Below are 22,604 nucleotides of genomic sequence, written 5' to 3'. Positions count from 1 at the left end.
TATTCTATTCTTCTTTAATACTTTTATCAAGAATCATTGTTATTAATCTTGATATACTTAAACCTTTACTTTTAGCACATTCTCTTATTTTTCTAATAACACGTGAATTTGTATAAAAATGCATACCTCTTGTTAAAGGCTCTTGTCCAGCAATTTCTAAACTTGAATCTATATAAACATCTTTAGATTCTTTTTCTTCTTTTTGTTCAGGTTTGTATTCAGTTTTATATTCAGAATTAGTTATTTTTACCAGCGATTCTTTAATTTCTTCTATTTTTGGTTCTCTTTTTTCTTCTTTCTTTTCTTCTCTTCTTTTATCTTTTATGAGATCGATTCTTGTTTGTTCGTAAGTTTCAGAATAAAAGAAGGGATCATTAGGGTCGATTAAGTTATTATCCTTATTCTTTTCGATTTTAACTTCTTTATCGTCTTCGTACTCAGGATCAACTTCTGTTAGATCATCATCTAAGTCAGCACTAAGATCAGTAAATCTTTTTTCCTTTTTCTTAGGTTTTTTATTATTCTCCATCTTGTTTACTTTCTCTCTCTTTCTTTTCTTTAATTGTTTCTCTAATTAGATTAATAATCTCTTTAGTTATTTCGATATATTCTTGTTGATACTTAGATTTTTGATTAATTAGAACAATTGGTAATTTTTCATAACCTACTGATGCTGAAGATTTAGTGGTAAATGAAACAATGTTTTTACTTAAAGGAATGTTCTTTTTATTTATTTTAGTTTTAACAATACTTAAGATATCGTTATGTAGTTTCGTTCTAACATTAACTTTAGTTGGTACCACTAATACCTTTAAATCTTCGTTTCTTTCTTTAAATGTTTCAATAGTATCAATAACTCTTAATAAACCTAATATAGAATATTGATCAGGTTCAAACGGAATAACAATAACATCAGATATGTGCATTGATACTGAAACTATTGTAGACATTGCTGGAGGAGTGTCTAAGAATACAAAGTCATAAGTTTCATCCAATTTCTCAATAATATTTTTTATTACTGATAATTTGTATTCTTTTCTAGCTACATCCATATCAACGAAACTTAGTTCATGATTAGAAGGAAGTATATCTATACCAGTAAATACATTTAATACACAGTCATCAATATCTTTTTCACCTCTAAAAATATCGATAAGAGTATTTTTTAATCTTTCAGGGTGTTGCCCGAATGTTGCAGACACATTACCTTGACCGTCAAGGTCTACAATTACAGATCTTGTTTTAGGAAAGAATTTAGAAAACACTGCGCATATATTGGTTGCTAATGTAGTCTTTAAAACTCCACCTTTATTATTAATGAATGATATGATCATAGTTTAATCGTTAATAATATTATAACAATATAATATTGATATTAAAATAATATTATTGTATGTATTAACCTTTATAAGTAAATAAAAATAACCTTATATGGTATTAATTGTTAAAAACAACAATATTTTTAATATTCAACGGTATTTTTAACAATATTTTATTAATATTAAAAAAATATTATGAGTGGTATATATTCTTAATAATCTTCTTATATTTTCTTATATCTTTTCGTATAGTTTTAGTTAATAAATTTAATTACAAAACATATCAAGAAAATAATTAAGCTGTTTTATTTCGTTTTTAAAAACCTTTTAAAGGGCTGTAGCAATAGTATTATTTAATTATTTTGAGCTAGATTAGCTAAATGTTATCTTTTACTATTCAATTTTGTTTTTTAAAGTCATAGTTAATAATGTTTTAGGATTTATTTCTATAAATAGCTTTATTTTTAAGAGCTTATGTTTAAGTTTGTTTCGAGATAAGGTTATTTGTAATATTCAATAAAACTAATGATAATTTAGCATTATTTAATAATATTGTTTTAGTATTGTGACATTTCTATATTGTTCACTATATTTTAATAAATGTAATATTGTTTTAATATTGTCTATATTGAGCTTATATTTTGAGATTCTTAAATAATATTTAAATAATATTGTGCTACGTATATCAGTTTTAATATTGAATACATTATCCTGTTTTTGCTCTAATAATAGCTAATATCCGGTTTTTTATTACAATATTAAATTAATATTATAAATATATTATTATACACTAGCTTTAAGTGATCTTATTCTTTAATCAATAGTAAATCATTGGTCATTACTATTATCAGTCGCAATACATTTATATACGCCGTATATCGCTATATTTTAAGATTACCTATTAATGATTAATATTTATTACCTATAAATAACAATATTATTTTAATATTATTTAAATATTCCGTTCATATAAACCGTTTAATATTAATAAAATATCTATTTAGTATTTATTATTCGTATTCAATACTTAAATAATATTATGTTGTTTTAGGTCTTTTATAAACTATATCCATATTTAAGAATATTAATAATATTATTTAAATAATAAGCTTTAAATACTTACTAAACACTTAAAATAAAAACAATATTAAATTAATATTATTTGTTTATATTTACTTTTATATCTTGTCTATTGAGTATATTTTTATAATATTGTTTTAATATTACTTTTAATTCTATTGTTGATATTGATTATTATTCGTCTATTATCAGCTATTAATAAATAAACAATATTTTTTTAATATTATCAAAATATCATTGTTTATTGACTACCAAACAAAACTAATAAGAAAAATACAATAATATTATTTTCATATTATTTTAATAAGACTAATATGTCTTAATATTAATCTTATTGATAAAGTTATTTAATAAACTATAAAAATAGTCGGGAATATTAATAATATTAATATAATATTGTTTTAGTATATCTCTTTTTTAACCGCTATACACATAATATTGATTTATAATAGCTACTTCAATTAATACTTTTCTTTTTATTTTTTAGTATTAAAATAATATTGTTTATAAATAAAGGGTTTTATAATAATATTTTTATAATATTATTGATATATAAAGGATTATTAAAATAATATTATGAACAATATTTTAATAATATTATTGTAGTATCGATACTTATTAATAATTTAATTGGACGACAATATTTTAATAATATTACTTTAATATTAAGACTTATTGTTAATTTTTAGAGAACAATATTTTTATAATATTGTTGTAATATTAAGGATTATTGGTTAATTTATTCATAATATTCTTATAATATTGTTTGAATATTGTGAATGCTATTGATAATTACTTAACGCTTTATTGCCGTAATACTTTAATAATATTGTTACCTTCGTATTATTCTTTATCCCATTAATAGATAAGCTCTTGTGTTTATCTTATAAAAATAACAATAGCCTTTTAATATTGTTATTTATCATATATTTATTGATATATTTCTGTATTATTTTTTTTAATATAGTTTTTTATAAAAAATGTTTTACTGTTTGTAATAGTCTTTTCTAATATTTTTCTAAAAAATTACGGTTAAAATAACAATATTTTTTTAATATTAAAAAACTATTATTAATAGTAATATTGTTATAATATTAAGCCTGTTTAACTAAAAAAACTATGCTTTATGCAAGTTTAATGACATAGGGTTAGATGGATTCATTCTGGCTTAGTGTTTGATCTGTAAGAAGTGTGTTTTGGTGCTTTTAGGTAATAAAAACACCTTATAAAGTACCTAATTCACTTATTTTTTATTCAAAAACATTGATTTTAAAGGGTTTTAGGTGTGGAAAACTGCTGTTTTTAGTGTTTTTATTAAAAATTTAAAAAATGTCTGTTATAATTTTTAAGCTAACTATATTACATAGTAATATAGTTAAAAGTTATTAGATTTTACTTATATATAATACTTGAATTTTTCAAAAAAAGCTAGTATAATTACATTAAAATATTTATATTTTAATGTAGCTAAAATAAGCAGAAAAAATAGTCGATTATCCACAGACTTATCCACAATTCGCAAAGCTAATAATAAAAATTTAAAAAGTAAAATATAAGAAATGAAATTCTTTACAAACAAAAATTCTTTTTTAGAGGCAATTAAGTTTTCAAGTAACTTTGCTTCAGACAACAACCTAGATCTTGTTTTAAAAAACTTGCTTATTAAAGTTAATAGCAAGGGTTGTAAGATTTACTCAAGTAATGGTCAGGTATCTTCTATCTACAAAATTGAGGATGACATTGATGTTGAAGAGGAAGGTGAATTTATTATCAATGCCAAAAAGTTATCTACCGTTATTCAATCGATTACTTCAGATACTGTAACTTTTGCTAAGCTAGATAATCAGTTAATTATCAAGTACGCTAAAACACAAACCTCATTAAGTCTAGAAGAGGATGTATCTTATCCGGACATTGAAATAGATGATTCTAAATTTAGCGTTATCGATATTGACAGTTTCTTATTCGCTAAGAGTATCAAGAAGGTGATGCACTCAACATCTATCCAAACCAACAAGAACTCAATAAGCGCAGCTATTAACTTCCAAAAAGATCCTGAAGATATGAATATATGAATTACAGGATCTGACACAATCAAACTATCTTCTTGTTATTACGAAGTTGGTAATACGGCTGATGCCCAAGAAACTAAATTCAATTTTTCAATTAACGCATCATCTCTTTCTTACGTGGCTTCATTCTTGAAAGAAAAAGATGAACTACTGTTGAAAATAAATAGCAAGAGTGATAAGGTTGTATTAACTAATGGCAGATTCGTTTTATACTTAAGAATTCAAAACGAACCATACCCTGAATTCAAGAGAATCTTAAATTCTGGTGAAACTTGCTGTAGCTTTGTTGTGGATAAAGATCTTATTAGTAACGAACTTCATTCATTAACTGGGGTATTATCTTTATCAGATCAAGGTAAGAATAACGTTGAAGCAAATTTCGAAATCACTAAAAACGTTTTAAAGATATCAACTAAGTCTTTAGATATTGCTTCATATAATTCAGAAATCGATATTAATCAGTTTCAAGGTGAAAGCATCGATATAAACATCAACCCTTTCTTCTTGAACGACCACATCAAATCATTTGAATCTAAAGATATAGTTTTTGAACTATTCTTACAACCTGCTATATCTGCTCATATACTTAAAGTTTATGAAAAAAATAATGAACAATTTAAACTTAAGTTTATACAGGTTTTAGCCCCTTCATCAACAAATTAAAATATGACATTATACGAATTGTTAGAAGTCAGCGAAAACGCAACATTAAGTGAGATAAAATCCTCTTACAAAAGATTAGCAAAAAAATACCATCCTGATATCAACAAAGACGGGCATGATAAATTTGTTCAAATAAACAATGCATACTCTATTCTTTCAGACGCTGAACAACGTGAAAAATACGACTTGATGTTAGAAAACGAAAATTCTAAGACTTTTGAATTTTCATCTGACGGTATTACTTACGAATATTCGGGTGCTGAAATATGACACGAGAATTTCACTAAAAATATTAGCTTAACTCAGCAATGAGATTTCAATCCTTCAAACTTTTATTACGAAGAGTATCAAAAATACAATAAGTTTGACAACATTTCGATTGACGGATTAGGTGCATTTTTAGATTACGATATATCTTGTTCTTTCTTTGAACTAGATAATAGCTTTAGTATTCCTAATAATCTTGTTACGAGATTGATGAATCGCCAAGATGTTATTAAGTACAACGTTACTAAAAACGAATTGATCGATTATCTAAAACATCGCTATGACTTCAGTTCATGATTAATCTTGAAAAAATACTTCAACATTGAAGCGATCATCGAAGTAACTCAAGATGAAATTAATAACCAACGTACTGTTAATATCCCGATCAAAATTAAAGTTATTAATAGAAACCGAAGTTATGAAATTTGACATGAAGAACTTAGAAACTATGCTTTCTTAGTTCCACCTAACACTAAGACAGGTGACGTATCAGAATTCTTTGGAAAAGGTAACGTTGCACTTGGATGACAAGGTGACTTAATTGTTCACTTCAAAGTTGTGCCTAGAGTTGAAAAACGATTAAAGATTTTCTCGAGTATTTTAAACAACGAAAAAACCAGTTTATGATTCTTAGTGCCTAGTGAAAATAACAAAAATCCTAACACCAAAATCTTTAATTACAAAACCTACCAGTTCAATAGTTAAGTTTGCCATATGGTATAATATAGCATATTATGAAAGGGTCTGGATTTAGGTAAAATTCACCTTTTTTATAATTTAAAAAATGGATAACTTTACTCACAAAATATAGATTACTTTTAATGATGATTTTCAATTAAAAGTAATATTCTTTTATTTTATGTGTAATATTTATGTGTTTTAGCTAGGAGATAGCAAAAAGTGAGCGACATAAAAAAAGACGAATATAGCTCTGAGAATATTACGATCCTTGAAGGATTAGAAGCTGTTCGAAAAAGACCTGGTATGTACATTGGTTCTACAGACCAGAAAGGTCTGCATCATATGATTTGAGAAATCATTGACAATGCTGTTGATGAAATGATGGCAGGCTTTGGTACAACCGTTAAACTTACATTGAAGGATAACTACTTAGTAGAAGTAGAAGATGATGGTCGTGGTATTCCGATCGACATTCACGAAAAGACAAGAAAATCTACAGTAGAAACCGTTTTAACAATTCTGCATGCCGGTGGTAAGTTTAATAGTGATTCTTACTCAATGTCAGGTGGTCTTCATGGGGTAGGTGCTTCTGTAGTTAATGCTTTAAGCTCTTCATTCAAAGTTTGAGTAAACCGTGAAAATAAAATTCATTTTATGGAATTTAAGGATGGTGGAATTCCATTAGATTCACTTAAAGAAATTGGTTCAGATGATAAAAAACAAGGAACAAGAATTCAGTTTGTTCCTGATTTTAGCGTTATGGAACAATTCGAATTTGATGAAGTTGTAATATCTGACAGAATGCAACAATTAGCATTCTTAAATAAAGGTATTAAATTCATCTTTAATGATGAAAGATCAGATAAGAAAAATAACCAAGAATGATTATATGAAGGTGGAATCAAACAATACGTTGAGTATTTAAATGCATCTAAAGAACCAATTATTCCTCAAATCATTTATGGAGAGCAAAAAACTAAGGTTACTTTACCTAAAAGAAATTTAGAAGTAACAATGTTATTAGAAGTAGCTTTTCAATACACAAATGGTTATTTCAATTCAACATATTCGTTCTGTAACAATATTCACACAAACCAAGGCGGCACCCACGAAGAAGGGTTTAGAAACGCTCTTTATAAAATTATTAATCGTTACGCTTTAGAAAAGAAATTTATCAAGGAAACTGATGGTAAGATTTCAAAAGAAGATATTGTCGAAGGTTTAACAGCAATTATCTCGATAAAACACTCAGAGCCGCAATACCAAGGTCAAACTAAAGATCGTTTAGGAAACACTGAAGTAAGAGAATTTACTAATACAGTAGTTTCCGAATTATTAGAAAGATTCTTTTTAGAAAATCCAGAAGAAGCATCAATAATAACATCTAAAGCAGTTTCGGCAATGTTTTCAAGAAAACGTTCAGAAGCAGCCTTAGAATCAGCTCGTAAATCTCCTTTTGAATCAGCTTCTTTACCAGGTAAGTTAGCTGACTGTACAACAAAGGATATGGAAATATCTGAACTATACATAGTCGAAGGGGATTCGGCTGGTGGTTCAGCTAAATCTGGTCGTGATCGTTTTTACCAAGCAATCTTACCACTTAGAGGTAAGGTTCTAAATGTTGAAAAAGCGAACCACGAAAAGATCTTTAAAAACGAAGAAATTAGAACATTAATTACAGCAATCGGTGCTGGTGTAAATCCCGAGTTTTCTCTTGAAAAAATTCGTTATAACAAAATCATCATAATGACCGATGCAGATGTCGATGGCGCTCACATTCGTATCTTGTTGTTAACATTCTTCTTCAGACACATGTATCCTTTAATTGAAAAAGGACACGTATATATCGCGCAACCTCCGTTGTACCGTATTAGTCAAGGTAAGAATAATAAATACATTTATTCGGACGCACAATTAGATCAATGAAAGAAAGAAAACCCGAATGCTCGTTATGAATTACAACGTTATAAAGGGCTTGGGGAAATGGATGATATTCAATTGTGAGAAACAACCATGGATCCTGAAAGAAGAACTTTATTAAAAGTTTCTATTAATGACGCTGCTAACGCTGATAAAACATTCTCATTACTTATGGGTGATGAAGTTTCGCCACGTCGTGATTTCATCGAGAAGAATGCTAAATTAGTTAAGAATATTGATTTTTAGAATTACTTAGGTTTAATCAATGAATCATAACGACAAAAATAATATAAAACAACTGTTAGATAAAACAGTAGTAAAAGAAGCATCAATAACCAAAGAACTTGAAACATCATTCATGGAATATGCCATGTCTGTTATTGTTTCCAGAGCTTTACCAGATTCTCGTGACGGATTAAAACCAGTTCACCGTAGAGTTTTATATGGGGCATACACTTCAGGTTTAACTCACGATAAACCGTATAGAAAATCAGCTCAAATCGTAGGGCATGTTATGGGGAAATATCACCCTCATGGTGACAGCGCTATTTATGAAACAATGGTTCGTATGGCGCAACCATTCTCATTGCGTTATATGCTAATTGACGGGCACGGTAACTTTGGTTCGATCGATGGTGATAGCGCAGCGGCTATGAGATATACTGAAGCTAGATTATCAAAAATATCAGCTGAAATGTTACGTAACATTGATAAGGAAACAGTTGATTTTGTTGATAACTATGACGCTTCAGAACAAGAACCGACAGTTTTACCTTCATTATTTCCGAACTTATTAGCTAACGGTTCAAGTGGGATTGCTGTAGGGATGGCAACTAACATTCCGCCTCACAACTTAAGTGAATTAATTGGTGGGATTAAGTATTTATTAACGAATGAAGATGCAACTATTGAAGATCTTAAACAATTTGTTAAAGGACCAGATTTTCCAACAGCTGCTGAAATCTTAGGTGAAGCTGGAATTAATGAATACTTCAATACCGGTAGAGGTTCTGTTTCAGTTCGTGCTAAATCAGAAATAGAAGAATTATCAAATAATAAAAACAACATTATTATTACAGAAATTCCTTATATGGTTAATAAGGCAAATCTTATTAACAAGATTGCTGATTTAGTTAAAACTGAACAAATCCAAGGAATTGCAGATTTACGTGATGAATCTAACCGTGATGGTATTCGCATTGTTATTGAAACAAAACGTGATGTTATACCAGAAGTTTTATTAAATCAACTTTACAAATCTACACAATTACAAACAAACTTTTCGGTTGCAATGCTTGCTTTAGTTAATAACCAACCTAAGGTTCTTAATTTAAAAGAAGCATTACAAATTTACATTGATCATCAATTCGAAATTTTACTAAGAAAAACAAGTTACGAATTGAAAAAAGCGCAAGCTTCAGCTCATATTGTAGAAGGTTTAGTGATTGCTACTAACAATATTGACGATGTTATAGAAATTATTAAAAATGCTAAAGATAATGAAGATGCTAAGACAACTTTAATATCTAAGTATGAACTAAGTGAGTTACAAGCTAAAGCTATTCTTGATATGCGTTTAAGAAGTCTAAGTGGTCTTGAACGTGAAAACTTACAAAAAGAATTAGAGAAGTTACGAGAATTAATTAAAAATCTTGAAGAAATCTTACAAAGTAAAGAAAGAAGAATTCAGATTATTATTGAACAATTAGATGAAATTGATAACAAATTTGGTGACGAAAGAAGAACCAAGATTTGTTATGGTTTAAATTCAACTATTGACAATGAACAACTAATTCCGGTTGAAACTGTAGTTATTACTAGATCATCTAAAGGTTATCTAAAAAGAATACCGATAAGTGCTTATAAACTACAGCACCGTGGTGGTGTTGGTGTTAAAGGTATGAACACTTACGAGGACGATGACGTTGAATCATTAATCGTATGTTCAACTCACTCAGATTTATTATTCTTTACGAATTATGGTAAGGTTTATCGTATCAGAGCACATCAAGTTCCAGTAGGTTCTAGAACTTCTAAAGGAATTCCTGCGATTAACTTAATTAGCATTGAAAAAGATGAAAAACTAATGTCATTATTATCAACTAATGATTATGATAGTGGTTATTTCTTCTTCTCAACTAAAAAAGGTACAGTTAAAAGAGTTCAAGCTTCAGAATTCTCACGTATTCAAAATAACGGGAAGATTGCTATCACTTTAACTGAAAATGATAGCTTATTTAAAGTAATTAAAACTTCAGGTGATGAAGAAATTTATTTAGGTGTTTCATCAGGATTATTAGTAAGATTTAAAGAAGATACTGTTAGATCAATGGGTCGAGCTGCTCAAGGTGTGATCGGGGTTAAATTCAAAGATCCTAAAGATGAAGTTATTGGTTTATCGTCATCTAATCAAGGTAATTTATTGCTTGCAGTTTGTGAAAACGGTGTTGGTAAGATGACTGATCGCCAAGAATACCGTATGACTAACAGAGGTTCAAAAGGTGTTATTACAATAAAAGTAACTCCTAAGACTGGTAATATAATCAATACACAATTAGTAAATGGTAATGAAGAATTATTAATGATCTCATCAACAGGTAAGATTGTAAGAGTTCCATTAGCAGAAGTTTCAGAACAAGGAAGAAACACTTCAGGCGTTAAATTAATTTCATTGAATGAAAAAGAAACTCTTCAATCTGTAGCAATCTTTGATGTTGAAGAAGATGAATCGCAAACACCAACTTCTAATCCATCTCAACAAGAAGAAAACAATTCATTAGATAACACTGAATCATCAAATACTAATGAAGAAAACAACGAACAAAACGATGGTTCTAATGAAGAATAAAAAAATTACAAAATAATAATTAGGTATTAAACATTATGCTAGACAAAAATCTCTTAAAAACTAACTCAAAGGAGATTAGAGAACAGCTTAAAAGCAGATCTTTTAATTTAGATTGATACGACGAATTCTTGCGTTTAGAAAAACAATTAAGTACATTACTTAAATCAATCGAAAAGATCAACGAACAAAAGAATTTAAACGCAAAAAAAGTAGCTACTGCAGAATCAGATTCTGAAAGAAAAAAACTAATTCAAGAAGGCGCAAACCTACGTGTTGAATTAGAAAAGAATGAAGCTAAATATAATGAAGTAAAAGAACAATTTGATTATATTTACGAAAGAATACCGAATTTACCAACTGATGATGTTCCGATTGGTAAAGATGAAAATGAAAATAAGGAAGTATATAAATCAAAAAAACCAACTGTTTTTGATTTCAAACCCTTAGCTCACTATGAGATAGCTACTAAATTAGATATTATCTCACTAGATATAGCTGCTAAAATCACAGGATCTCGTTTTTCAATCTACAAAAAAGATGGCGCTAGATTAATGCGTGCAATTCAACAATTTTGTTTAGATGTTAATTCGGATAAATACGAAGAATACCTACCACCTGTAATTGTTAATAAAGATTCTTATTACGGCTCAGGACAATTCCCTAAATTTGTTGAAGACGTTTTTGAGTTAAAAGGTACTAATTATTATTTAGCATCAACAGCAGAAGTTCAATTAGTAAATCTTCACAGAAATGAAATTCTTAATGAAGCTGATTTACCTAAATATTACACTGCTTCTACTGCTTGTTTCAGATCTGAAGCTGGGAGTGCTGGTAAAGATACTAAAGGTTTGATTCGTCAACACCAATTCTATAAAACTGAATTAGTAAAAATAGTTCATCCTTCTAGCTCTAAACAAGAACATGAAGAAATGGCTCGTGATGCTGAAAAGATTTTAGAACTATTAGAATTACCTTATAGAAGAATTGTTTTATGTACTGGTGACATGGGTTTTAGCGCTGTTAAAACATATGATTTAGAGGTATGAATTCCTTCTGAAAATAAATATCGTGAAATCTCTTCTATATCTAATTGTGGTGATTTCCAAGCTCGTAGAGCTAATATTAAATTCAAAGATTCGATATCTAAAAAGAACCGTTATGTACACACGCTTAATGCTAGCGCATTAGCTCATGATCGCTTATTTGTTGCTATTGTTGAAAACTATCAACAAAAAGACGGGTCAATTAAGATTCCAAAAGCTTTATTAAAATATTTTGATAATAGAGAATATATAAAATAAAAAAAGATATAGTAAATAGATAGACATGAAAAACAAAGGGGTATTTATTGTTATTGAGGGAGTTGACGGCTCTGGTAAGAGTTCTTTTATAAAAAGAATGTCTGAAGAGTATTCTTCAATAGATTCTCAACCAATAATCTATTCACGTGAACCTGGAGGGTGTGAAGCATCTGAACCAATTCGTGAATTGATTATGAATCTATCAAATTCCGATCCATTAACAGAAGCGTTATTATTTAGTGCTTCTAGAAATGAACATATTAAAAAGAAAATTATCCCTGCACTTAACGAAAATAAGATCGTTATTTGCGATCGTTTTGTAATGTCATCTTGAATCTATCAAGGTCAAATAAAAGGTGCAGGTTATGAAAAAGTTAAAGAAATCAATAAAATTGTTGTTGATGGATTAGAACCTGATCTAACCCTAATATTTGATGTTGAACCTGAAATAGCATCTAAAAGAATATCTCAACGTAGCACAATGAATCACTTAGATACATATACGCAAGAACGAGTTCATAAAGTAAGAAATGCTTATTTAGATATTTACAAAAATAACCATAATATTAAAGTAATTAATGCTTCACTTGATTTAGATCAAGTTTATCAACAAGCTTTAAATATAATTACTTCTTTTGTTAAAAATCATGGATCTAACTAACAAATATACACCAGTTCTTTTATATGAAAATAAAGGGTGCTATTTAGAAAAATATCTACAACAATATTTGATTAATATTATTTGTTTAGAAGAAAATAAACCATGTAAAAAATGTAAATGATGTTTAAAAATCATTAATAATGGATACTATGATTTAATCAAGGTCTATCCTAAAAATAACATTATTAAAAAACAGGATGTTATAAATATCCAGAATAAATTTAGTGATACTGCTCTAGAAAATAGAGGATTAAAAATTTATATCATTAACCAAATAGAAAAAGCAAACAAAGAATCATTAAATTCTTTGCTTAAGTTTCTAGAAGAACCAAAAGACAATACCATAGGGATTTTAACTACCAGAAAGCCATACGGTATCTTAGATACAATTGTTAGTAGATGTGTTAGGTATTCAACAAAAACTTATAACGAAAAAGTTCAATTTAAAAATAACTATAAACCTAAAGAACTAAAAATTATCAAATCAATTTTTTATAGTTATGATGATATTTTAGAATATGAATCTTTTAAAGATATTTATAAATTACTTGATTTAATAAATTTATTAGATATCAAAAACAAGAATTTTGATCATATAATGAAGATCAGAAATTTGTTCGAAAAATTGGATTATTACGAAATTAGTTTGATATTAAATTATTTAATATTTACCGGTGATTTTAATAAAAAAAATAAATTAATACCAATTTTAGATAACTTAAATTTAAATCTTTCTAAGAACGCAATTTTGTTAAGCATTCTTGATTAAATAGTGATGAAAAAATACGAGACAATATATGCATTAGCGACAGCACCATATAATAGCGCGATTCAAGTTATAAGAGTTTCAGGCCCTGATACATATGAAGTTATTAATAAGATTACAAACAAAGAAATAACCAAAGAAGGTTATAAAATTCAACATGCCAAGATTATAGATAGTAATCAAATTATTGATGATGTCTTATTAATGAAGTTTGTAGCTCCTAAAAGTTTTACAGGAGAAGATTCTATTGAAATAAATTGTCATGGTGGTATTTTTGTTGTTAACAAAATAATGGGATTGTTAAATAAACATGGATTGCACCTAGCTCAAAAAGGAGAATTTTCTAAAAGAAGTTATCTTAATAAAAAGATAGATCTAAATCAGGCAACAGCAATTCATGATTTAATTTTTTCTAAAAATTCATTAAGCCATTCAGCAAGTATTAATGCTTTAAGTGGATCATTTTCTAAAGATATAAAAAGTATTCAATTAGAGATTTTTAAATTAATAGGTTTAGTAGAAATAGCTATTGATTATCCTGAGTACGAAGATGAGAAAAAAGAATTAATTGAAGAATTTAGAAATTTAGAAAATATACGGCAAAAACTAACAAGAATAGTTAATAAATCTATTAATTTAAGAAAAAATTCTGAAGGTATAAATGTAGCGATAGTAGGCGAACCAAATGCAGGAAAATCTTCATTATTAAACGCTTTTTTAAAAGAACAAAAATCAATAGTAACAAATATCCCGGGTACAACCAGGGATGTAGTTGAAGGACAAATAATCTTAAACAATCAATTGATAATAAATCTTATTGATACAGCAGGAATCAGAAAAAGTAACGATAAAATAGAACAAATAGGAATAACTAAGAGTTATGAAATGATTGATAAATCTGATTTTGTGATTTATGTTTTGGATTTAAAAGATTATGAAAAGTACAACAAAACAGATATTTATAAGTATTTAATTAAAAACAAAAAAGAATTTGTTCTTGTTGGTAATAAGGTAGATCAATTTGATCCTACCCAATACACTGGTGAAGTAAAAATAAAAATAAGTGCTAAAAATGATGAAATAAGCGATTTAACCGATTATTTACAAGAAAAATGCTTAGCAATTTTTAATGATGAAAACAAACAGGACAGTATGTTTCAACAAGAATGACAAATTAATTTACTGCAAACAGCACTTTACAATATTAATTTAATATTAGAAGATAAAAATCAGTTTCACGATATTGTGATTCAACACTTAAATGAAGCTAATAACGCATTATTAAAAGTATTATCTGAATACGAAGATTACAATTTGATTGATGAAATATTTAAAAACTTTTGTCTAGGTAAATAATCATGAAATATAAATCATACGACACACACTGTCATGTAAACTCACCAGAATTATTCGATAAATCAGATAAATTAATAAAAGATTTTGATAATGAACACATTTATATCAATGTTGTTGGTACTTGCTTAGAGGATAGTGTATTAGCTGATCAAATAGCTAAGAAATATCCTAATTGTTCTGCTTGTTTAGCTATTCATCCTAATGATGTTCAAAAACACGACATTAATGTCGTTAAAATGAAGTTCGAAGAACTGCTATCAAATCCTAACAACAAAATTGTAGCTATAGGTGAATGTGGTTTAGATTTTTATTACACAGACGAATACAAAGAGTTGCAATACGAATTCTTGGATATGCATTTAGAATTAGCTAATAAATATAAAAAACCATTAATGCTTCACATTAGAAATGCTCATCAAGAAATTGTTGATTATTTAAACGCTAAACAAGTATTAGTTCCTATCATTTTTCATTGCTTTTCTCAAGATTTAAAAACATTTAACTTAATCGAAAATTTATTGAAAAATATAAAGAAATATTACTCAATCCCAGGTATTGTTACATTCAAAAACGCAAAGGCTTTGCAAGAAGTAATCCCGTTAATTAAAAATGATGAATTATTGGTAGAAACCGATGCTCCTTATTTAACACCTCATCCTTTCAGAGGTAAAGAAAATAATTCATTGTATTTAAAATACACAATTGAAAAGATTGCAGAATTAAAAAATATGAGTTTTGAACAAGTTCAACAACTCATATTTAATAACGCTTTTAATTTATTTAAACCTAATATGCATTAGGCATTTTTCTTTTTTCAACCATATTAACCATCGGTTTAGGGCGATATCCTGATCCATTATTTTGGTTGTTGTAATAACCTCTTTGATCATTACTGTGATATTGATCATTTGAGTAATTATTATATCGCTGATTTTGCGTATTTTTATTATTTTTGTTATTTCTTGCTCCACCAGAATTATTAGTTCTTAAGTTATTATAATCAGGATTAACATTACCAGTCAGGGATTTTACCGAATTTCTTGCTTGGTTTTCTTGATTTTGATTAGGGTCATAAATCACTAAAGCATTTTGTGTTTTTTGCGATAGTTTATAAACTCTTACTTGATCAATTTCAGCTGTTTTATTAAGTTTTTTAAATTCTTCGCGTATATCATTAAGAATATCACTGGTTCTGATATTTTGAGCTTTTATTTCCAGATACTTTTTCTTAGGGTTATTTTTAACAATATATTTTTCTTCAATCTGATTAATAAAAATAATTTCAGCTCGCAAAACTGATCATATTAATAAGTTAAGATAAGGTTCTTTCAATCTTTTATTTAGTGCGATAAAAATGAAAAAGAATCATCAAGCATATTGAATTACATTAAATAATCTTTTAAGATCCTTATCATTTTCTATGTTAAGTCTTTTAGCTTTAATGTATTCCTTATTAATTTTACTTAAGTTTATGATTGAAAAAATGTAATTAATAATAATCACACTTCCAAATAAAATTGAAGCACTAATCCCGATCCAAAAAACAGGTGAGTGCAAACCGATATTAGGTGTATCGTCAGGTTTTCTTAAAAGTCAAGGGAAAGAAACGAAAATCGAAAATAATATCAAACAAATGAGATTAAAAATAAAATCAAATGCAGAATATTTTCGTTGGTACTCCCAAGTTTTTCAAGCACTAAAATCAAAACTGCAAGCAAACATATCATATATATTTTAATATTCTTATCATTAATTGAATCAATAAAACTTAAACAGAAAATATTTAAATTAAAGATTTAAAAATATAATTAATTAATAAAAAACAGGTTTTAATTTTGAGTTTTACAGTAAGAAATATATACGAAAAGTTCGAAGTTTTATTAAAATTATTAGATGGTGAAAAAAATCTAGATCGAACAATATCCAAACCAGGGTTATCACGAGCAACATTTGAATTAGTTGATCTATTTGAATCAGATCATATTAATAATGTAATTGTTTTTGGGAATCGAGAATTCAAATACTTATCTTCTTTAACGGTTGATGAAAGAAGAAAAAGGGTTACAAAAATTCTTGAACTAAAACCTCCAATGGTAATATTAACTAAATCATTCTTGGATTCTAGTTTTTTAACAGAATGTAATATTGAACAACAAATCCCCATTCTAGCTTCTGATATGTTTTCAACTGAAATCAGCATCTCAATCGGGCTTTATATATCAGAGCAACTGGCTAAATTCAAAACATACCATGGCGTATTAATTGAAGTATATGGTGAAGGTGTTTTAATAACTGGTGAATCTGGGATAGGTAAATCTGAGGTAGCTATGGAAATGATTCGCAAGAATTGTTTGTTTATAGCTGACGATGCTGTGGATATCGCTAGAATTGGTGATCATTTAATTGGTAAACCCACTGATGTTAATCGTCAATTTATTGAGGTTAGAGGTATCGGTATTCTTAATGTGACCAAAATGTATGGAATTGAAAAAATTAAACCATCAGCAAATATTTCGGTTATCATAGAATTAATTAATATAAAAAACGACCAAAACTTTAATTTTGAACGAATCGGTCAAAAAACCCATTATAAAGTTATTGAAAATATTAAAATTCCTCATTATGTTTTGCCGATTAGTTCTGGTAGAAAAATTAGCGAATTAGTCGAAAGTGCTGTAATCGATTTAAAACTTAAAAGAGATTGACAATACAATTCTGGTGATGATTTCGTAGCTAGATTTGATGAAATTATGCGAGGTAAAAAATAATTAACTAATATGTATACACCTTCTGCAAACCACACGGTTAGTGATAGTTTTGGAGTAGCATTTTCAATAGGATCTTTTGATGTAAGATACTATGGTATTTTGTATGCTACAGGGATATTAGTGGCTATAATTGCTGGAATCTTAAGACTTAAATATAAATACAAAGTTGATGATAATCCTTATTTTTATTATGTATTTATCGGGATTATTTCGATTGTATTTGGTGCTAGAATATGATCTTTTGTTATAGGTGATTCTAAGTTTGGTGTTACGCCGTTTTTTGCTATCCACCAAGGAGGGCTAGCCATTCAAGGTGGAGTTATATTTACTTTAACTACGGGTATTATCTTCTTCTTCCTTGTCTTAAGAAAACCTAAATATTACACAAAAAAATGCTATTTAGTTTATGAAAATCATAATTTGATAACCAAAACTTTTTATAAGCAAACTAGTATGTGAGTGTATGCTGATGCGATTATTCCTACAATATTGCTAGGTCAAGCAATTGGTCGATGAGGTAATTTTTTTAATCATGAAGTTTATGGACTAGGTCTAACAGCTGAAGAAGCGCTAAGTAAATGAGGTTTCTTAAAAGTGTTAATGCCTGGTGTTTTTGATCACATGTTCATTACTGAAAATGGAGTAACGCTTTTTAGAATTCCGATTTTTTTAATCGAATCTTTTTGTAACGTAATTGCCTTTGTAGTAATAGTATACTTACTTGATTTTGTTAAGAACCTTAGAACTGGTGGAAGATGTATGTTGTACTTCTTTTCTACAGGTATCGTTAGATTAATTATTGAAACCCAAAGAGATAGCAACTTTAAATTTGCAACATCAATTGTAACTTCAGCTTTATTTTTAGCTGGTGGTATCTTAGGATTCATCTTAACCCAATGAGTATTCCCTAGATTTAGAAACAAGAAAAATTATTTTTATGTTTTTAACAATATTAAGATTTTCTTGATGTCTATCAAGTTATATCAAACATCTAAAACTAAAGGTTTAACTAGAGAAGAAATAAGACATAAACTAGAACCATCTAAATCAATATATAACAAGAACTTCTCAGAGATGTTCTTCTATGGTGATGATTACGATTTAATTATTAAAAAAGACTAATTATGTTTATAAAACTAGATGGAACGCAATTATCTCTTAAATTAAAAAATAAGTTAGCTACACAAGTGGCTAACAACAAAATTAAGTTACTAATAATTGTTAGTGACCCATCAGATGCATCAAAAATCTATGTTCGCAATAAAGTTAAATACTGTGAATCATTAAACATTCAAACAGAAGTATATGATTTATCAGATATTAACGATACAGATTTTTTCATTATTAAAATGGATGAAAAAATCAAACAATACTCACCTAATGGTGTTCTAGTTCAATTACCAATTAAACAAACACTTAACACTGATAAGATTATTGATAGTATTCCAATCCATTTAGATGTTGATGCTTTTTTATATAAAAAGTTTAATGATTTACAAAAAACTAAAGTTATTCCATGCGTATTAAATGCAGTGCTTGAATTGTTTGAAGAATATAACTTAAGTTTTATTGATAAAAAAATATTATTGGTTGGTAATGGTATTACTTCAAACCAACCAATAATTGATTATTTTAATGAACACAACATTAGTTTTGATTTGGTTACTAAAGAGAATAGTCATGAGTTAGTAAGCAAAACAAAAACAGCTGATATCGTAATATCTGCTGTCGGTAAAGCTAAGCTTTTAAAAGACTATGAATTTAAAAAAGGCTTAATATTTATTGATATTGGTATTGATAAATATTTTGATCTAAAACAAAACAAGCAGATCGTTTGTGGTGATTTTGATTATGAAAAAATCAAGCGAGTGGCCTCATATGGGACTCCAGTTCCTGGTGGCATCGGACCTTTAACGATATATTCGTTAGTTAAAAATTTAATTAATTTATTTCTAATCCAACAGCTTAATAATTAGCTTTTTTATTAAAATTATATAGATTATATGTCTAAAATTAGAACAAGATACGCACCATCTCCAACAGGTTATTTCCACATTGGTGGTGCTAGAACAGCGCTATTTAATTATTTATTCGCCAAACATAACAATGGTGAATTTATCGTACGTATCGAAGATACGGATGTTGAACGTAATGTAGAAGGTGGTGCTGAGAATCAACTTTATAACTTAAAGTGATTAAATATATTTGCAGATGAATCGATTTGAAACCCAACTGAAAATGGTCCTTATCGTCAATCTGAAAAATTTGATGTTTATAAAAAATATGCTTATCAGCTTCTAGAAGAAAATAAAGCTTATCGCTGTTTTTGTACATCTGAAGAATTGCAAAAAAGCCGTGAAGCATTATTAAGTCAACAAAAGACACCGATTTATTCTAGAAAATGCCTAAATCTTACATCTGATGAGATTCAAAAAAAAATAGATGCTAATATTCCATTTACAATTAGATTAAGATTACAAGACAATAAAGAATACTCATGATCAGATTTGATTCGAGGGGATTTAATCTTTAACACTAGCTCAATGAGCGATCCTGTTATTCTTAAATCAAACGGAATATCAACATATAACTTTGCGGTTGTAATCGATGATCATGATATGAAAATATCTCATATCTTAAGAGGTGAAGAACATATATCAAATACACCTTACCAGTTAGCGATTAAAGAAGCTTTAGGGTTTAAAGATGAATTCGTATATGGTCACTTATCGATTATTGTTGATGAAACTGGTAAAAAGTTATCTAAAAGAAATTTAGGTGTTGAACAGTTTATTGAAGGTTTTAGAGAAAAAGGTTATTTATCTGAAGCTTTGGTTAATTTTATTGCTTTATTAGGATGATCGCATCCAGACAATATTGAGATCCTAAATTTACCTAGTTTGATTAAAGCGTTTACAATTAAAAACCTAAGTGCTGCTCCTTCTTTCTTTGATATTAAAAAACTAAATTGAATATCTTCTGAATACATTAAAACAATGGATGAAGTAATGTATTTAGCTTTTATCAAACCATATGTTGACCTTAATGAATATGAAGAGATTAAAAACCGCGTAACAGAAATCTCTTTAATGTTTAAAAATCAATTGAAATATGGTCGTGAAATTAATGATTTAATTAAAGAAAACTTTGTTCCATGCGTTTCATTTGATAACCTAGACAAAGATGATTTAGAATTCTTAAAATCTAATAAAAATTTCAAAGCGTTATTTTTAACATTCAAAGAAAAATACGAAGCATTAGAAACAATCAATGAAGATACAATTAAAGAAATTATTAGTTGGTTATCTAAACAAACTAAATTACAGGATGTTGAATTAGAAAAACCACTAGGTGGCAAAAATCTTTATATGCCAATTAGAATTGTTATATCTAATAAAAAACACGGACCTGAATTGAATAAAATTATAGCTTTATATGACAAGAATAAAGTTATAGAAAATCTTGATCGTGCGATCGAATATTTAAGTGATGGAAAATAAAGCTAACCGTTCATTCTTTATCAAGGATCCTATTCATAGTGAAATCATTTTTAAAAATGAAACAGCTTGAATGCACCGTTTGATAAAAACAAGCGAATTCTTAAGATTAAAAAGATTGCAACAACTAGGGTTGTCTAGCAATCTTTTCCCTGGCGCTTCTCATACAAGATATTCTCATTGTCTTGGCGTTTATGAACTTATTAGAAGAATGATGAATAATCCGACATTCAAGAAAGTAAGTGATTATGACAAACAGACATTGATGTGTGCGGGGTTATTACATGACTTAGGTCACGGACCTCATTCACATGGTTTTGAATTTTATATGAATAACTGTATTGACGATGGTCAAGAACGTTTTAACCATGAAGTGATGACTGCTAAACAAATCTTAAATAAGCACGGAGAAATCTATCATATTCTTAAGGAGAATGATATAGTTCCAGAAGATGTTGCTGGTCTAATCGATAAGAAAAATCCGATGTTAAAAAAACGACCAATGTGAATGCAACAATTGATTTCATCAGAATTAGATGCAGATCGAATTGATTATCTTAAAAGAGACTCATATTACACTGGCGCTACTTATGGAACAATCGACTCAAAACTCTTAGACCGATGAATTGTTTTTGATCCTAAATCTAAACAAGTTGGTTATGAAAAGAAAGCTATAACCACAATTGAAAGTTTGTTAATCGGACGTTATCACATGTATAAGTCTGTTTATAACAATCACAAGAGTGTTGCTTTAGAAAGAACAATTGCTTTATCACTTAAAAGAATGATTGACCTTATAAAAGAAGGTAAATTTGATTTTTTAGGTTTTGATATCATGGAGCAACTGTTTGATGCGTTGTTAATTAACAACGACATTAACAAAGTTGATCTTAATCAATATAAATATTTAACAGATGATTATTTCAACTCATTCTTGTTCCAACAATGATCAAAAACTCAAGACCATATTCTTAAGAGTTTATTAAAGAATTACTTTGTTGAAAATCGTTTTATTATTTGATCATTTGATGACCAATTAAGACGAGAAGAATTCTATAACAAGCTTAAACAAATTATTGATGATAATCAATACTTTGTAGTTAAAGAAAGTTATAAAGACAAAACTTTTTATTCAAGAACCACCAATTCTTTAGGAATTAATATTTTCGAACAAAATTCTAAAAAATTCCATCCAATTACTGATTATTCAAAAGTATTAAACATTAATTTCCCTGAAGTATTCAATCACCTAATTATTTTTGATTATGATCAAGCTAATAAAAAAACAAGAATTTTTAGGCAAATCGAAAACCAATACAACAAATTAACACAGTAAGCTTTGTATCGTGTTTATTTATTGACTTGATTAGGTTTTATATTTATAATAGTATTTATTACAAGATTT

General features: G+C 27.8%; 17 protein-coding genes. 14 read left to right on the top strand and 3 right to left on the bottom strand.

What is annotated here, in order from left to right; translation table 4 throughout:
* Positions 1-4: 4 nt before the first annotated feature.
* On the bottom strand, positions 5-529 hold the full coding sequence (locus NMG68_RS03885; protein WP_255034660.1) for a hypothetical protein: 525 nt from the start codon (positions 527-529) through the stop codon (positions 5-7).
* The gene (locus NMG68_RS03880; protein ID WP_255034659.1) at positions 519-1,334 is read right to left on the bottom strand and encodes a ParA family protein; all 816 of its coding nucleotides are present in this window, start codon (positions 1,332-1,334) and stop codon (positions 519-521) included. Before NMG68_RS03880 ends, NMG68_RS03885 begins: the two co-directional genes overlap by 11 nt.
* A gap of 2,624 nt (positions 1,335-3,958) precedes the next feature.
* On the opposite strand from NMG68_RS03880, the gene NMG68_RS03875 reads away from it, so the two are divergent.
* The 9 genes from NMG68_RS03875 to NMG68_RS03835 all read left to right on the top strand — a co-directional run bounded on the left by NMG68_RS03875 (position 3,959) and on the right by NMG68_RS03835 (position 15,734).
* Positions 3,959-5,134 carry a DNA polymerase III subunit beta gene (locus tag NMG68_RS03875; RefSeq protein ID WP_255034658.1) on the top strand — a complete coding sequence of 392 codons (1,176 nt, stop codon included), beginning with the start codon at positions 3,959-3,961 and terminating at the stop codon, positions 5,132-5,134.
* A gap of 3 nt (positions 5,135-5,137) precedes the next feature.
* A complete protein-coding gene (locus NMG68_RS03870; protein WP_255034657.1) occupies positions 5,138-6,106 on the top strand; it encodes a J domain-containing protein in 969 nt (322 codons plus the stop codon).
* A gap of 195 nt (positions 6,107-6,301) precedes the next feature.
* On the top strand, positions 6,302-8,248 hold the full coding sequence (gene gyrB, locus NMG68_RS03865; protein ID WP_255034656.1) for a DNA topoisomerase (ATP-hydrolyzing) subunit B: 1,947 nt from the start codon (positions 6,302-6,304) through the stop codon (positions 8,246-8,248).
* Between the two features lie 19 nt (positions 8,249-8,267).
* On the top strand, positions 8,268-10,850 hold the full coding sequence (gene gyrA, locus NMG68_RS03860) for a DNA topoisomerase (ATP-hydrolyzing) subunit A (RefSeq protein ID WP_255034655.1): 2,583 nt from the start codon (positions 8,268-8,270) through the stop codon (positions 10,848-10,850).
* Positions 10,851-10,885: 35 nt separating this feature from the next.
* The gene (gene serS, locus NMG68_RS03855; protein ID WP_255034654.1) at positions 10,886-12,151 is read left to right on the top strand and encodes a serine--tRNA ligase; all 1,266 of its coding nucleotides are present in this window, start codon (positions 10,886-10,888) and stop codon (positions 12,149-12,151) included.
* 25 nt (positions 12,152-12,176) lie between these two features.
* Positions 12,177-12,812: a dTMP kinase gene (tmk, locus tag NMG68_RS03850; protein ID WP_255034653.1), complete on the top strand. Its 636-nt coding sequence runs from the start codon at positions 12,177-12,179 to the stop codon at positions 12,810-12,812.
* A complete protein-coding gene (locus tag NMG68_RS03845; protein WP_255034652.1) occupies positions 12,799-13,581 on the top strand; it encodes a DNA polymerase III subunit delta' in 783 nt (260 codons plus the stop codon). The genes tmk and NMG68_RS03845 overlap by 14 nt, the downstream gene beginning before the upstream one ends.
* A gap of 6 nt (positions 13,582-13,587) precedes the next feature.
* Positions 13,588-14,934 carry a tRNA uridine-5-carboxymethylaminomethyl(34) synthesis GTPase MnmE gene (mnmE, locus tag NMG68_RS03840; RefSeq protein ID WP_255034651.1) on the top strand — a complete coding sequence of 449 codons (1,347 nt, stop codon included), beginning with the start codon at positions 13,588-13,590 and terminating at the stop codon, positions 14,932-14,934.
* Positions 14,935-14,936: 2 nt separating this feature from the next.
* Positions 14,937-15,734, top strand: a complete 798-nt coding sequence (locus NMG68_RS03835) for a TatD family hydrolase (RefSeq protein WP_255034650.1) — start codon at positions 14,937-14,939, stop codon at positions 15,732-15,734.
* Here the strand turns inward: NMG68_RS03835 and NMG68_RS03830 are convergent.
* Entirely contained in the window at positions 15,721-16,656 is a 936-nt protein-coding gene (locus NMG68_RS03830; RefSeq protein WP_255034649.1) for a hypothetical protein, read from the bottom strand. The genes NMG68_RS03835 and NMG68_RS03830 overlap by 14 nt on opposite strands.
* Before the next feature lie 113 nt (positions 16,657-16,769).
* On the opposite strand from NMG68_RS03830, the gene hprK reads away from it, so the two are divergent.
* Genes hprK through NMG68_RS03805 form a run of 5 tightly spaced genes read left to right on the top strand, consistent with a single transcriptional unit; the run spans position 16,770 to position 22,535 of the window.
* Positions 16,770-17,702 carry an HPr(Ser) kinase/phosphatase gene (gene hprK, locus NMG68_RS03825; protein ID WP_255034648.1) on the top strand — a complete coding sequence of 311 codons (933 nt, stop codon included), beginning with the start codon at positions 16,770-16,772 and terminating at the stop codon, positions 17,700-17,702.
* Between the two features lie 9 nt (positions 17,703-17,711).
* Positions 17,712-18,824, top strand: coding sequence for a prolipoprotein diacylglyceryl transferase (gene lgt / locus NMG68_RS03820; RefSeq protein ID WP_255034647.1), 1,113 nt, complete (start codon positions 17,712-17,714; stop codon positions 18,822-18,824).
* Between the two features lie 2 nt (positions 18,825-18,826).
* A complete protein-coding gene (locus NMG68_RS03815) occupies positions 18,827-19,678 on the top strand; it encodes a bifunctional 5,10-methylenetetrahydrofolate dehydrogenase/5,10-methenyltetrahydrofolate cyclohydrolase (protein WP_255034646.1) in 852 nt (283 codons plus the stop codon).
* 27 nt (positions 19,679-19,705) lie between these two features.
* Complete coding sequence (gene gltX / locus NMG68_RS03810; protein WP_255034645.1) at positions 19,706-21,202, top strand: glutamate--tRNA ligase; 1,497 nt, start codon at positions 19,706-19,708, stop codon at positions 21,200-21,202.
* A complete protein-coding gene (locus tag NMG68_RS03805) occupies positions 21,192-22,535 on the top strand; it encodes an HD domain-containing protein (RefSeq protein ID WP_255034644.1) in 1,344 nt (447 codons plus the stop codon). The genes gltX and NMG68_RS03805 overlap by 11 nt, the downstream gene beginning before the upstream one ends.
* Positions 22,536-22,604 lie beyond the last annotated feature (69 nt).

This window comes from Mycoplasma bradburyae (assembly GCF_024338845.1).
GTDB classification, from domain to species: domain Bacteria; phylum Bacillota_I; class Bacilli_A; order Mycoplasmatales; family Mycoplasmoidaceae; genus Mycoplasmoides; species Mycoplasmoides bradburyae.
This window is presented reverse-complemented; position numbering and strand designations above follow the sequence as displayed.